Origin of the sequence: Cryobacterium sp. MLB-32, assembly GCF_000738085.1 — a bacterium.
GTDB lineage: Bacteria > Actinomycetota > Actinomycetes > Actinomycetales > Microbacteriaceae > Cryobacterium.
In genome coordinates this window covers 49,418-63,012 of sequence record NZ_JPRS01000005.1, presented here as the reverse complement: position 1 = coordinate 63,012, position 13,595 = coordinate 49,418, and the positions used below count along the sequence as shown (strand labels likewise).

Sequence of the window (13,595 nt, the reverse complement as noted above, 5' to 3'; positions counted from 1 at the left end):
GCGCCGGGACGCGGAGCGGCCGGACGCGGGATGTTGCTGGGGGTCGGCGTGGCCGGACGCTGGCCCATGCCCTGAGCACTGGCGAACGGGTTGTTACCCGGACGCGGCGGCTGGGCGGGACGCTGACCCATGCCCTGGTTACTGGCGAACGGGTTGTTGCCCGGACGCGCAGCTCCCGGACGAGGCATGCCCGGCTTGACCGGAGTGGCCGAACCGCTGGTCGCCTTCGCGGGCGTTTCTGCGCCATCGGTTGTCTCGGGGACAACCGCGGCCTTGTCTGCTGCGGCGGCTTTTTCGGCCGCTGCGGCCTTCTCTGCTGCCTGTGCCTGGCGCTCCGCAACGGTCAGCGGTGCAACCGGAACCGGAGCTGCCTCGACCGAGTCGACCGGCTCGGGCGCGGTGGCGACGGGCTGGGCGGCCGGCTGGCCGGGGGTGGGGCGGGCGCCGGGCTTGACGCCGGGCTTCATGGCGCCGGGCTTGATCGAACCGGGCTTGACGCCCGCACTCGGACGCGGGCCGGGAGCCGCGGTCGTTGTCGGTGTTGCGGATGCGGCAGCAGCCGGGTTGGCCGCCTTCGCGCTCGCGCTCTCGGCTTCCAGGGCGGCACGCAGCCGCCTGGCAACCGGGGGTTCAACGCTGCTGGACGGTCCCTTGACGAACTCGCCCATCTCTTTCAATTTAGCAAGGGCAACCTTGCTGTCGACTCCGAGCTCGCTTGCGATCTCGTGTACGCGTGGTTTCGCAGCCACAATTCTCCTGTTCCGGGCCTGCACCCGGAAAGGGGCAGGCCGTTAATAACGGACGGGTCTCATTTCGAGCCGCTCATTAGTTATCCATAAGCCAAGTCAGCCTGTTCTCTAGTTGTCTCGCGTCCAGCTGGCTGGTCACGCGAAGGGCACGCCCGAAAGCGCGACGCCTCTGTGCGTCTGTGAAGCACGAGGCGGTCGGATGCAACCACGCCCCCCTCCCGGGGAGAGTAGCAGTTTCATCCACCACAATCTCTGATTCCCGAGCGACGATCCTCAAGAGTGAGGAACGCGAGGCGCGCGAACGGCATCCAATGCACGTTCTAACGGAGTCCATCGTACCCCCTATTCGGCATCCTCCAGAATGCTATCCGGCTGAATGTCGATTTTGGCACCCGTCAGCTTCGCCGCGAGGCGCGCATTCTGACCCTCTTTGCCGATGGCGAGGGAGAGCTGGTAGTCGGGAACAAGGGCGCGAACGGCCTTGATCGACTCGTCGATGACGTACGCACTGGTCACCTTCGCCGGCGACAACGCACTCGCAACAAACGTCGCCAGGTCCGGCGAAAAGTCGACAATGTCGATCTTCTCGTTATTGAGCTCATTGGTCACGGCGCGAACGCGCTGGCCCAATTCGCCGATGCAGGCGCCCTTGGCATTGACGCCGGGTTCGGTCGCGCGCACGGCAATTTTGGTGCGGTGGCCGGCCTCGCGGGCGAGGGAGACGATCTCCACCACACCGCTCGCGATCTCGGGCACCTCGAGCGCAAAGAGCTTGCGCACGAGTGACGGGTGAGTGCGCGACACGGTGATCTGCGGGCCCTTGAGGCCTCGCCCTACGGCCGTGACGAACACACGGATGCGCGCTCCGTGCACGTACGTTTCGCTCGGCACCTGCTCTTCGGGGGGCATGATCGCTTCGATGGACCCGAGGTCCACATGGATCATGCGCGGGTTCGGTCCCTGCTGGATGATTCCGGCGACGATGTCGCCTTCACGTCCCTTGAACTCTCCGAGCACGGCGTCGTCGGCCAGGTCGCGCAGACGCTGGTTGATAACCTGCTTCGCGGCGTAAGCCGCGATGCGCCCGAAATCGGTGGGGTTGTCGATGGCTTCGCCAATGACGTTGTCTTCTTCGTCACGCTCGGGAACATAAATGTCCACGTGGCCGTTCTTGCGGTCGAGTACGACGCGTACTCCCGCCTCTTCCAGGGCTGCCTGCTTCGTGGGCTCATCCGGGTGGGTGTGCTTCAGATAGGCCGTCAGGATTGCCTGCTCAATAATCTGCACGAGTTCCTCGAAGGGAATCTCTTTCTCGCGCTCCAATTGCCGCAAAACACTGAGGTCGATGTCCATGGCCGGCCTCCTCTATTCAGATCTTGCCGCCGCGAAACTGCGCAGCGGGCTCAACTTCTAAAGGTACCCGACTCCGCCGCTCACTGTCACCGCCCGCGACCCGCTTCCCCGCTGCGGACACAAAAAAGTACGACGAACGGGCCGATGTGCGCCCCGCACGCTGCACATCGGCGCTCACGACCGCAGGACGCGACTGACGGCGACAGCGGGCGCCTTGTGACACGTGGGTGTCGCCGGCTGCCACCGGGCGGCTCTGGGGCATCTCAGCCCGCCCAACGTCTCGGCCCGCCCAAGGCATCGGGCCTCCCCACAGATCGGGCCGCCCGACGGATCAGCTCAGGCGAAGTGCGCGGCGACGTCGCCGACGGCGACCTGTTCGCGCTCGCCCGTGCTGCGATTCCACACCTCGACGATGCCGTCAGCGGCACCGCGACCCACGATGACGATCCACGGCACGCCGATCAGTTCGGCGTCGCCGAACTTCACGCCGGGAGAGACCTTCTTTCGGTCGTCGTAGAGCACTTCGCGGCCGGTGGCCTCCAGGGCGGAAACAACCAGCTCGGACGTTTCGAACACAATCTCTTCGCGGCCCGTCGCGATCACATGCACGTCGAACGGGGCGACGGCCTCGGGCCAAATGAGACCTTTGGCGTCGTTGTTGAGCTCGGCGATCACCGCAAGGATGCGCGTGACGCCGATGCCGTAGGACCCCATGGTCACCGTCACGAGCTTGCCGTTTTCGTCGAGTACCTTGAGCCCGAGAACCTCGGCATACTTGCGCCCCAGCTGGAAGACGTGGCCGATTTCCATGCCACGGATGAGCTCCACCGGGCCGGAGCCGTCAGGAGCGGGGTCGCCGGCGCGCACGTCGGAGGCTTCGACAGTGGATTCCACCGAGAAGTCGCGACCGGCAACCAGGCCGAAGACGTGGCGCCCGGGTTCGTTGGCGCCCGTGATCCATTCGGTACCGTCAACGACACGAGGGTCAACCAGGAAACGGATACCGGTGGCCGACTTCTCACCGAGAACCGGTCCGGCGGCACCCCACGGGCCGATGTAACCCTTGACCAGGCCGGGGTTTTTGACGAAGTCCGCATCGTTCGCGGCCTCGACCTCGGCGGGAGCGAACGCCACCTCGACGCGCTTAAGGTCGACGTCACGGTCACCGGGAACGCCGATCGCGATGATCTCCCGCGTGCCGTCCTGCGACACGAGGGCCAGCACAACGTTCTTGAGCGTGTCCGCAGCGGTCCACTCGCGTCCGTCCGGGCGCGGATGTTCACTGTTCGCCTTGTCGACGAGAGTCTGAATGGTCGGGGTGTCGGGCGTGTCGAACACCTCGGCAGCGGGCAGTGTCGCCCAGTCCACGGCGGGCGGGACAATCGTCTTGAAGGCCTCCACGTTGGCGGCGTAGCCGCCGGCCGAGCGCACGAAGGTGTCTTCGCCTACCGGAGTCGGGTGCAGGAATTCTTCGCTCTTGGAGCCACCCATGGCTCCGGCATCCGCTTGCACGATCTCGTATTCGAGGCCGAACCGAGTAAAGATGCGCTCATACGCGTCACGCTGCGCTTGATAGCTCGCGTCCAGACCGGCGTCGGTGTGGTCGAAGGAATACGCGTCCTTCATGGTGAATTCACGACCACGGAGCAGCCCGCCACGGGAGCGTGCCTCATCGCGGTACTTGTCCTGGATCTGATAAATCGACAGGGGAAGATCTTTGTAGCTGCTGTACAGGTCTTTCACGAGCAGCGTGAACACTTCTTCGTGCGTGGGAGCCAACAGCATGTCGGAGCCCTTGCGGTCTTTCAGGCGGAAGAGTCCGTCGCCGTACTCGTCCCACCGGCCCGTAATGTCGTACGGTTCACGCGGCAGCAGCGCGGGGAAGTGCACCTCGAAGGCGCCAGCCGCGGCCATCTCCTCACGCACGATCTGCTCGACCTTCGCCTTCACCCGGAGCCCCAGAGGAAGCCAGGCAAAGATGCCCGGCGCCTGGCGACGGATGTACCCGGCACGCACCAAAAGGCGGTGGCTGGTCACCTCGGCATCGGAGGGATCTTCACGGAGAGTACGCAGGAAATAGTTCGAGAGACGTGTAGGCACTGACCCACCTTACGCGCGTCTCGGCAAGCCGGGTTCCGGGCATCGGCTCACGTGGTCTCGAGACGCTCGTGCCTCGCTCCTCGACCAGCGGGACTCGGCACCTCCGTGGTTCGAACCCCCGGGCCTCACTCCCCGACCAGCGGGACTGCGCACCTCCGTGGTTCGAACCCCCGAGGCCTCACTCCTCGACCAGCGGGACTGCGCACCTCCGTCGTTCGAACCCCAAGGCCTCGCTCCCCGACCAGCGGGACTGCCCACCCTCCGTTGGTCGAGGCGCGACGAAGGAGCGCTTGGATCGAGCCTGTCGAGATCGAGACCGCGCGAGCCGACCGAGCTAGTTGGAGCCGACGGTGACGACGGGGGCACCGAGGCCGGCCTCGGCGGCGGGCATCTCGGCGGCGAGGCGGTTGGCCTCTTCGATGAGTGTGGCGACGATTTCGGACTCCGGCACGGTTTTAATGACCTCGCCGCGCACGAAGATCTGGCCCTTGCCGTTGCCAGAGGCCACACCGAGGTCCGCGTCCCGGGCCTCACCGGGTCCGTTGACGACGCAGCCCATCACGGCGACGCGCAGCGGAACGGTCATGCCCTCAAGCCCGTCGGTGACGTCGTTCGCAAGCTTGTAGACGTCGACCTGGGCACGCCCACAGCTCGGGCAGGAGACGATCTCGAGCTTGCGCTCGCGCAGGTTGAGGGACTGCAGAATCTGCAGGCCCACCTTGATCTCCTCGGCCGGCGGGGCGCTGAGCGACACTCGAATGGTGTCGCCGATGCCTTCGCCCAGCAGGATGCCGAAGGCCGTGGCGCTCTTGATCGTGCCCTGGAACGACGGACCGGCCTCTGTCACACCGAGGTGGAGGGGCCAATCGCCGCGTTCGGCGAGCAGTCGATAGGCCTTGACCATGATCACCGGGTCGTTGTGCTTCACCGAGATCTTGAAGTCGTGGAAGTCGTGCTCTTCGAACAGGCTCGCTTCCCAGACGGCACTCTCCACAAGGGCCTCGGCGGTGGCCTTGCCGTATTTCTGCATGATGCTGGGCTCGAGCGAACCGGCGTTCACGCCGATCCGCAGGCTGACCTCGGCCGCCTTGGCCGCGGCGGCGATCTTGCCCACCTGGTCGTCGAACTTGCGGATGTTGCCCGGGTTCACCCGAACGGCGGCGCACCCGGCGTCGATCGCCGCATAGACGTAATTGGGTTGGAAGTGAATGTCCGCGATAACCGGGATCTGGCTCTTCTTCGCGATGATCGCCAGTGCTTCGGCGTCGTCGCGGGTGGGCACGGCAACACGCACGATGTCGCATCCGCTGGCCGTGAGCTCGGCGATCTGCTGCAGAGTGCCGTTGATGTTCGTCGTCTGCGTGGTCGTCATGGATTGCACGCTCACGCGAGCGTCACCACCGACAAGAACCTTGCCGACCTTGATCTGGCGAGACTTACGTCTCGGAGCGAGTATCTCGGGTGTTTTGGGCATTCCCAAATTGATTGCAGCCACGCGGTCAGCATACGCGATTGTGCCGGTGAGCAGCTGTGCGGCACCGTCGCAGGAACGTCAGTGCACCCAGAAACTCGGGTTTGAGCTGGCCACGATTTTATCGATGGTTCCGGACGGCGTATTCGAGCTCAGGGTGACCGCCATGGCGTTGGGGTAGCTGGAGTTCTCCCCCGGCGCCGAGGATAGCTCGGGCCCCACTTCGAAGTAAATCAGGTGGTCCATTGAGGCAAACGTCTCGTCCACGACGACGCCGCGTTCCGAAGCCTCGGCACGGATGTCGTCGCCGATCCGCGTACCCGCCGGGGTGACGAACGACACGTCGCCCTGTGACGAAACGGTGACACCCACCATGTAATTGGAGATGTCCGGAAAGAATCCAGGCTTGGGCTGCGCGTCCTGCAACCCAAACCCCGGCCACTCGTACTGGATATAGTCCGGGCTCTCCAGCCCGCCGTCCCCGGGCGTCACCGTGGGCTCCGAACCGAGCACGACCGTCAGGGCAGCCACAACACCGTCCACGGCGTCGTCGTAGGACAGCGCCATGACCGTCGTGCCGTCGGGGGCCACCAGGTCGAGAGATTCCGGTCCCACCTCAACGACGGTGACCGTCTCAAGCGGGTCGACGTCTGTTGCGGCCGGCGTCTCGGCCGGAGCGCTGGTCGATGAGGACGTCGGTGATGGTTCTGGTGCGGCGCTCCCCTGCCCCGTCGATTGGCAGCCCGTCAGGACGGCGACCAGAATGACGACGACGCTGCCGGCCCCCGAGAATCGTAACTGTGTCATGTGTTCTCCCCCATAGAGTGAGACCGACGTGGTCCCGAACACCAGCATGGCAGCCTGGGTAACGGAATACGCGATTCGGAGCGACGGCGATACAGTCGACTGGCAGGTGTCGATCACGTGCCCCGAGATAGTCCACCAGCTGATTGCACGGCTGTGTAACACATCGCCGTGTAGACGAAGGAGTCCTGATGACCACAGTTGACGTCGTTATTCTTGCCGGATCGCGCACCCCGCAGGGCCGCGTGAACGGCCAGCTTTCCTCTCTCACCGCCGTTGATCTGGGGGCGGCCGCCATCGCCGGGGCCATTGAGCGTGCGGGCGTGGCCGCCGATCAGGTGGACGTCGTTCTGATGGGCCAGGTGTTGCAGGCCGGCTGCGGCCAGAACCCGGCCCGCCAGAGCGCCATCGCTGCCGGCATCCCCTGGAATGTTCCCGCGATGACCGTCAACAAGGTGTGCTTGTCCGGACTAGCCGCCATTATTGACGCGGCCCGACTGATCCGTCTCGGTGAAGCGGATGTCGTGATCGCCGGCGGCCAGGAATCCATGTCGCGGGCACCGCATCTGCTTCCCGGATCGCGCCAGGGCTGGGCCTACGGCACGGTCTCGGCACTCGACCACGCGGCCCACGACGGGCTGACGGATGCCTTCGACGGCCTGTCCATGGGGCTCTCGACCGAGCTGGCCAACGAGAAGCTCGGCCTGAACCGCCTCCAGCAGGACGACGTCGCTGCCAAGTCTCACCAGCGCACGGCCGCCGCTGCCGCAGCCGGCGTCTTCGATGGTGAGATCACGCCCCTGAGCGTGGCGCAGCGTAAGGGCGAGCCGCTCATTCTGACCACGGACGAGGGCGTGCGTGCGGAGAGCACCACCGACACGCTCGGTAAGCTGCGCCCGGCCTTCACCGAGGACGGCACCATCACCGCGGGCAACGCGGCCCCCCTGAGCGACGGCGCGAGCGCCATCGTCGTGACGAGCCGCGCGTGGGCCGAGGAGCACGGGCTGAGCTGGCTCTGCGTGATCGAGGCATCCGGTCAGGTGGCCGGCCCCGACAACTCCCTGCACTCGCAGCCGGCCAACGCCATCACGAGCGCGCTGACGAAGCAGGGCTGGACCGCCGCGGACCTCGACGTGATCGAGATCAATGAGGCATTCGCATCCGTCGTCGTGCAGTCGTCGAAGGTACTGGGTGTCTCCGAAGACAAGGTCAACATCCACGGTGGCGGCATCGCCATCGGCCACCCGATCGGTGCCTCGGGTGCCCGGGTGGCCCTGCACGCGGCCCTTGAGCTGTCCCGCCTGGGCGGCGGCAAGGCCGCCGTGGCGCTCTGCGGCGGCGGCGGCCAGGGCGAGGCGCTGCTGCTCTCCCGCTAACGGCGCTCGACGACCGGAGAGTCCGCCGCGGTCCTCGCCGCCATGGCGGCGAGGACCGCGGCGCTGTCGATCTGCTCCGTGACCCACCGCCCGTCGCCGTCCGGCATCGGGATGTCGATCAGCACGACATCCGGATCACTCCGGGCCGCCGCTTGGGATATGCGCCTCGACGAGCATGCCACCCTGTTCGAGGCGCTGCACCCGCAATGTTCCGCCGAGCAACTCGGCGCGTTCCCGCATGCCGAGCAGCCCGCCGTTCGGCAGGATCGGTTCGGTCGGTGGCACGGTGTGCCCGTCGTCGCGAACGGTGAGCACGTAGCCGAACTCGTCGCGACCGAGGTAGACGGATGCGGCGCCGGCCCGCGCATGCCGCAACACGTTGGTCAGCGCCTCCTGACAGATCCGGTACAGGGCAAGCTGCCGGGCGGCCGCCGGCGGATCGGTGGCCAACTCCGCCTCCAGCTCATTCGTGACCTCAACGGTCAGCCCCTGGGCGCGAAACGACTCAACGAGATTCGGCAGCCCGGCGAGATCCGGTTCGGGGGCGAGCGGCGCGGCCCCCTCCTCGCCGCCCGAGCGCAGGATGCCGAGCACCATGCGCACCTCGTCGAGGGCGTTCTTGCTCGTGATCTTGATGCTGGCGAGGGCTTGAGCCGCCTTCTCCGGCTGCGCGTCGATGAGATGCAGGGCGACGCCGGCCTGAACGTTGATCTGCGACAGGGAGTGGGCGAGAACGTCGTGCAACTCGCGGGCAATGCGCACCCGCTCGCGCTGTTCGGCGTCCACGCGCCGGGCGGCGTTGGTCAACCGCAGCTGAGCGACGTGCTCCCGGCGCGACCGAATCACCTCGCCGGCCCCCATGAGCATCGCGAAGCCGAGGGTGCTGGCTGCCACGCGCAGCGGATGCAGCGAGACGCCCGCAACATTGGCGAGGGCGATCGTCGCGACCCAGCTCACGGCTACCGAGGTGTACACCCAGACGCGAGCGCCCCGCACGATTCCGAGCATGATCGCGAAGGCCAGAGCCACGGGGGGCACGCCGAGATCGGGCCGCACCAGCACCAGGGCACCGGCCGCGGCGGCCGTCACAGCCACCACGGGCCCAGGAAATCGGCGAGCGAAGACCAGGGCGACCGGACCGGCCGTCGCGAGCCCGACGGCGACCACCCAGCCACCGAGCGAAAGCCCCGGGTACCCGACGTCGACACCAAGCTCGGCTTCGTCGTGCATGCCACGCAGAAGGGCGCGTGCGGGCCACGCCAGCAGTGCAACGGCCGGAACCTGCACGACGAAGGACACGATCACCGGCAGCCAGAGCCGCAGAGCCGGCGGTGGCCCGCTCCGTTCGCTGGCCTGACCCCGCGACGCGTCGTACCACGCCGCGTCGGAATCCCAGTGTGGTGGCATGAATCGATGGTACGTCGGGAACTCGTGCGCGACATCCGCCCCTGGGACTACGTGCCCTCCCTCGCTGGCTACCCAGGAGGCTGACGTCCGAGCCGGCCGACTAGCCGAAGAGGTTGACGGGCTTCACGATGTCAGCGTAGATCAGCAGCAGGCTCATGCCGCCGAGGAGCACCACCACGGCGAGCGTGAGCGGCATCAGCTTGGCCATGTCGACCGGACCTGGTTCGGGTCGTTTGAACAGTTTCGCGAAGGCCCGACGGATGCCCTCCCACAGCGCCCCCGCGATGTGACCTCCGTCGAGGGGCAGGAGAGGCACGAGGTTGAACACGAAAAGCGCAATGTTGACCGAGCCGAGGATGCCGAGCAGGCTCGCGATCTTGGACTGCACCGGGATGGTGTCGATGCTTGCGATCTCGCCGGCGACGCGGCCGACACCGACCATGCTCAGCGGTCCGTTCGGGTCGCGCTCCCCCGGGCCGAATGCCGCGTTGGCGACATCGACGAGGCGCTGGGGAAGATGAACGATGATGCCCGCGGTCGCGGCGATGGTCTCGCCCACGGCCGGCATCACCGCGGTGATCGGCTGACGCACGAGCTCGCTGGCGGCGCCGATTCCGACGAAGCCCACCCTCTCGACCTGGCTGGTCACCTTGCCGTCGGACCCGATGACGAATCGTTCGGTGAGCTTCGGCGTGAGGGTCAGTGTCTGCATCGTGCCGTCGCGATCGACGACAACCTGCAGGGCCTGGCCCGGGGCCTCGCGGATCACCTGAGTGGACTGGGCCCAGCTCGTGATCGCCGTGCCGCCGATGCTGACGAGGCGGTCGCCGGGCTGGAGACCCGCTGCGGCACCCGGCGCGGCTTCGTCGCCGGGCTGGCAGGTTTGCCGGTCGCTCGTCGCCGGGAGCGCGCAGGCCGAGACACTGCCGACCGTGGTGCTGGTCTGCGTCGTACCGAAACCCATCAGCAGGATGGAGAACATCACGATGGCGATGAGCAGGTTCATGGTCGGGCCGCCGAGCATGATGATGATGCGCTTGTAGACGGGGAGCTTATAGAACGCGCGGTGGTCTTCGCCCTCTCCGATGGTGTCGGCGCTCGCCTGGCGGGCGTCGTCGACCATCGCGGACATCGCGCCCGGCCGTTTCTCCTCCGCACGAGTGTCGGGGGCGCCCTCCTGCACAAGGGTGTCGAAGAAACCGGTGCTCGCGGTGCGCACCGCACCGTCTTTCTTGGGCGGGAACATCCCGATCATGGAGATGTAACCGCCGAGGGGAAGAGCCTTGAATCCGTACTCGGTTTCGCCCTTCTTCTTCGACCAGAGGGTCGGTCCAAAGCCGATCATGTACTGCGTGACCTTGACGCCGAAGAGCTTGGCGGGCAGCAGATGGCCGATCTCGTGCAGGCCGATGGACAGTGCCAGGCCCACGAAGATGACGGCCACACCGAGTATGAAGAGCAGTACAGGTTCCACTGTCGTAGAGTAACTGTCCCAAGCTGCAAAGCGGCTGGTCGTTTACTGCGCGTCTCGCCGCACCGACCTTCGTATGGTTTGCTTAATGGCACCCACTGGAGGTTCATCTGTCTACGCAACACACCGTCGATCCGCTCGGAACACTGCTCGCCGACCGATTCCGGCTCGACCGCCTCGTTGGCACCGGAGGTATGGCTTCGGTGTACCAGGCCACCGACACCTCCCTCGGGCGCACCGTCGCCGTCAAGCTGTTCCGCTCAGACAGCATGGACGATGCCGGCCCCGAACGGCAGAGTGGCGAGATAGCCCTGCTCGCGAGCCTGAACCATTTCGGCCTGGTCACTCTCTTCGACGCCGGAACCGCCCAGATCAACGGCCTTCGGCGCACGTTCATTGTGATGGAGTTCGTCGACGGAGCCGACCTGCGCAGCCGCCTCGCCGACGGTCCGATCGATGCGGGTGACCTCGCCGACATGGGTGCAGACCTCGCGGAGGCGCTGCACTACGTGCATGCGCGGGGCATCATCCACCGCGACATCAAGCCGGCGAATGTGCTGCTGTCGCCCTCGGGCTTCCCCGGCCGGGCGATGCACGCCAAGCTCGCCGACTTCGGTATCGCGCGGCTGCTCGACGAAACGCGGCTCACCGCCACCGGCGCTACCCTCGGTACGGCGAGCTATCTGAGTCCCGAGCAGGCCCTCGGTACGGCGCTCGGGCCACCGACGGATGTCTATTCCCTCGGGCTGGTGCTGCTCGAATGCCTCACCGGCGAGCGTGCCTACCCCGGAACCGCGATCGAATCCGCGATGGCTCGCCTGCAGCGCCAGCCCGAAATCCCCTCGTCCGTCAGCGAGGGTTGGTCGGATCTGCTGACCGCCATGACCAGTCGCGAGGCAACCGACCGCCCCACCGCTTCGGCGGTGGCCGTCGTGCTGCGCGCCCTGGTGGCGGAGACCACCGGTGAGACCGTGCCGACCGCCGTGCTGATCGACGACCTCGCCGCCGAAACTGCCCTCGCCACCGCCCTGCAGACGATACAGACGGATGGCGCCACCCGTCTGATGCCCGCCGCACCACCGGCAGCGCCCCCAGCATCCTCCTCGAGCACCACGGTCCGGAACGATACGCCCTCGGACGACGTGGCCTCCGACGAGACGGCCGACGACGCCGCCACCTCCCTTCTCCCCCTCGGCGGATCGGAGCACCGTGTGGCCCCCGCACGCACGCCGCTCGCGCCGCGCACCAGAAAGGCTGTGCTGGCATCCGTTGTCGTCGCCGTCTCTCTCCTCGTGCTCGTGGTTGTTCTGGTCAACCGACCAAGCGTGCCCGAGGCGGTGCCGCCCACCTACCCCGCGGTCGACGGGCCCCTCGGCGAACACCTCCAGCAGCTTCAGGAAAGCGTAAACCCATGACCCGCATCCGCGCCCGGTTCGCTCTGGCTCTGGCCACCCTGAGCCTCACCGCGATCGCTCTCACGGCCTGCGCGGGGACCCCGGTGCAGTTGGAACAGTCGGCCGCGGAGCAGCTGCAGGCCGGGATCGCCGAGGTGACCACCTCGGCCGCGTCGGGCGACCTGAACAGCGCCCAGACCCAGCTCGACACGGTTCAGGACCAGCTGCGCACTCTGGCCGCCTCCGGGCAGATGACCGCGGAACGGGCCAGCGACATCCAGTCCGCGATCAGCCTCGTCTCCGGCGATTTGACGGAGGCCATCGACGCGGCCAACGCTGCCGCCGACGCTGCTGCGGCAGCCGACGCCCGAGCGGCCGCTGCCGCGCAGGCGAAAGCGGACGCACGCGCCGCCGCCGAGGCCGCCGCCGAGGCCGCGAAGAGGGATCAGGGTAAGGATTGCAAGGGGAAAGACTGCAACGACTAGCGCGAACAGCGCAGACCGGGCACACTGAGGCAGCCCCTTGCCCGCGTGTTCATGAAAGGATCCAGTGACCCAGCACCTCGTGGTCGGAGCCGGCTATATCGGCCGTCCCCTTGCAGAACGTCTTGCCCAGCGCGGCGACACCGTCACGATCGCCACCCGCTCGGGTTCGCCGGCCGCCGGGGCCAGCTCCCTCGTGCTCAATGCGAGCGACCCTGAGTCCTTCGCCCGGGCGGCAACCGGCGCCGACACGATCTTCCTGTGCACGAACCCGCCGTACACGGACTGGGCCGTTCAGTGGCCGCCGGTCTTCGATGCGGCCGTTCACGCGGCATCGGTGTCCGGCGCCGGACTCGTGGTGATGGGCAATCTGTATTCCTACGGTTCGCCGACCGGGCCGATGACGGAGCACTCCGCGGAGTTGACGACCGAGAAGAAGGGGCTGATTCGCCGCGACGGCTGGGCGACGGTCCGAGCAGCGAATGATCGCGGAGGGATCCGGGCCGTGGAGGTGCGCGCGAGCGACTACTTCGGGCCGAACGTGTCCGGGGCCGGTCACCTGGGCGAAACCTTCTTCCATGCCGTTCTCCGCTCGAAATCCGCCCACGTGGTCGGCAAACCGGGAGTGATCCACAGCTGGAGCTACCTGCCGGACATCGTTTCAGCGCTGATCCTCGCGGCCGACTACCCCGGAGACTGGGGCCGCGTGTGGCACGTGCCGAGCGCGTCGTTCAGTCGCGACCAGATCGTTGCACAGCTCAACGGACACTACGGCACCCACGGAACGATCGCCGCGTATCCGCAGTGGATGCTGCGCGGGGTCGGCGCCCTCAACCCGATGATGCGCGAGGTGCATGCGTCGAGTTATCAGTTCAGGGTGCCGTTCGTCATCGACTCCGCCGAAACAGAACGCCTGCTCGGAGCGGCGGCCACCCCGTGGGACGAGGCGCTGGTCACGACCGCAGACAGTTACCGCGACTGACTCCCG

General features: G+C 66.8%; 13 protein-coding genes. 4 read left to right on the top strand and 9 right to left on the bottom strand.

Annotated elements, in window-relative coordinates; genetic code table 11:
- The 6 genes from JF66_RS01370 to JF66_RS01350 form a co-directional block, all read right to left on the bottom strand.
- Positions 1–749, bottom strand: a 749-nt coding sequence (locus JF66_RS01370) for a translation initiation factor IF-2 N-terminal domain-containing protein (RefSeq protein ID WP_197059282.1), incomplete at its 3' end; no start/stop codon positions are given.
- Between the two features lie 76 nt (positions 750–825).
- Entirely contained in the window at positions 826–1,083 is a 258-nt protein-coding gene (locus tag JF66_RS22085; RefSeq protein ID WP_081882064.1) for a YlxR family protein, read from the bottom strand.
- Positions 1,084–1,091: 8 nt separating this feature from the next.
- A complete protein-coding gene (gene nusA, locus JF66_RS01365; protein ID WP_035874062.1) occupies positions 1,092–2,102 on the bottom strand; it encodes a transcription termination factor NusA in 1,011 nt (336 codons plus the stop codon).
- A gap of 336 nt (positions 2,103–2,438) precedes the next feature.
- Positions 2,439–4,202: a proline--tRNA ligase gene (locus tag JF66_RS01360; protein ID WP_035874061.1), complete on the bottom strand. Its 1,764-nt coding sequence runs from the start codon at positions 4,200–4,202 to the stop codon at positions 2,439–2,441.
- Between the two features lie 334 nt (positions 4,203–4,536).
- The gene (gene ispG, locus JF66_RS01355; RefSeq protein ID WP_197059281.1) at positions 4,537–5,697 is read right to left on the bottom strand and encodes a flavodoxin-dependent (E)-4-hydroxy-3-methylbut-2-enyl-diphosphate synthase; all 1,161 of its coding nucleotides are present in this window, start codon (positions 5,695–5,697) and stop codon (positions 4,537–4,539) included.
- A gap of 57 nt (positions 5,698–5,754) precedes the next feature.
- Positions 5,755–6,480, bottom strand: a complete 726-nt coding sequence (locus JF66_RS01350; RefSeq protein ID WP_156109603.1) for a hypothetical protein — start codon at positions 6,478–6,480, stop codon at positions 5,755–5,757.
- A gap of 188 nt (positions 6,481–6,668) precedes the next feature.
- Here JF66_RS01350 and JF66_RS01345 point away from each other — a divergent pair, with 188 nt between their 5' ends.
- Complete coding sequence (locus tag JF66_RS01345; RefSeq protein WP_035874058.1) at positions 6,669–7,853, top strand: acetyl-CoA C-acetyltransferase; 1,185 nt, start codon at positions 6,669–6,671, stop codon at positions 7,851–7,853.
- Here JF66_RS01345 and JF66_RS24915 read toward each other — a convergent pair.
- The 3 genes from JF66_RS24915 to JF66_RS01335 form a co-directional block, all read right to left on the bottom strand.
- Positions 7,850–7,978, bottom strand: coding sequence for a hypothetical protein (locus tag JF66_RS24915; RefSeq protein ID WP_255351495.1), 129 nt, complete (start codon positions 7,976–7,978; stop codon positions 7,850–7,852). The genes JF66_RS01345 and JF66_RS24915 overlap by 4 nt on opposite strands.
- Positions 7,979–7,988: 10 nt before the next feature.
- Positions 7,989–9,260 (bottom strand): sensor histidine kinase, encoded by a 1,272-nt coding sequence (locus tag JF66_RS01340; RefSeq protein ID WP_051972972.1) that lies wholly within the window; start codon positions 9,258–9,260, stop codon positions 7,989–7,991.
- A gap of 100 nt (positions 9,261–9,360) precedes the next feature.
- Positions 9,361–10,734 carry an RIP metalloprotease gene (locus tag JF66_RS01335; protein ID WP_035874057.1) on the bottom strand — a complete coding sequence of 458 codons (1,374 nt, stop codon included), beginning with the start codon at positions 10,732–10,734 and terminating at the stop codon, positions 9,361–9,363.
- A gap of 95 nt (positions 10,735–10,829) precedes the next feature.
- Here JF66_RS01335 and JF66_RS01330 point away from each other — a divergent pair, with 95 nt between their 5' ends.
- The 3 genes from JF66_RS01330 to JF66_RS01320 all read left to right on the top strand — a co-directional run bounded on the left by JF66_RS01330 (position 10,830) and on the right by JF66_RS01320 (position 13,589).
- Positions 10,830–12,146: a serine/threonine-protein kinase gene (locus tag JF66_RS01330; protein ID WP_369797930.1), complete on the top strand. Its 1,317-nt coding sequence runs from the start codon at positions 10,830–10,832 to the stop codon at positions 12,144–12,146.
- Entirely contained in the window at positions 12,143–12,610 is a 468-nt protein-coding gene (locus JF66_RS01325) for a hypothetical protein (RefSeq protein WP_051972970.1), read from the top strand. Before JF66_RS01330 ends, JF66_RS01325 begins: the two co-directional genes overlap by 4 nt.
- 64 nt (positions 12,611–12,674) lie before the next feature.
- Complete coding sequence (locus tag JF66_RS01320) at positions 12,675–13,589, top strand: NAD-dependent epimerase/dehydratase family protein (protein WP_035874053.1); 915 nt, start codon at positions 12,675–12,677, stop codon at positions 13,587–13,589.
- Positions 13,590–13,595: the final 6 nt, after the last annotated feature.

Bases quoted from the DNA above. Each gene is read 5' to 3' on its own strand.
- JF66_RS01340 (WP_051972972.1), bottom strand. From the start codon at position 9,260: ATGCCACCACACTGGGATTCCGACGCGGCGTGGTACGACGCGTCGCGG.
- JF66_RS01345 (WP_035874058.1), top strand. From the start codon at position 6,669: ATGACCACAGTTGACGTCGTTATTCTTGCCGGATCGCGCACCCCGCAG.
- JF66_RS01350 (WP_156109603.1), bottom strand. From the start codon at position 6,480: ATGACACAGTTACGATTCTCGGGGGCCGGCAGCGTCGTCGTCATTCTG.
- nusA (WP_035874062.1), bottom strand. From the start codon at position 2,102: ATGGACATCGACCTCAGTGTTTTGCGGCAATTGGAGCGCGAGAAAGAG.
- JF66_RS01325 (WP_051972970.1), top strand. From the start codon at position 12,143: ATGACCCGCATCCGCGCCCGGTTCGCTCTGGCTCTGGCCACCCTGAGC.
- JF66_RS22085 (WP_081882064.1), bottom strand. From the start codon at position 1,083: ATGGACTCCGTTAGAACGTGCATTGGATGCCGTTCGCGCGCCTCGCGT.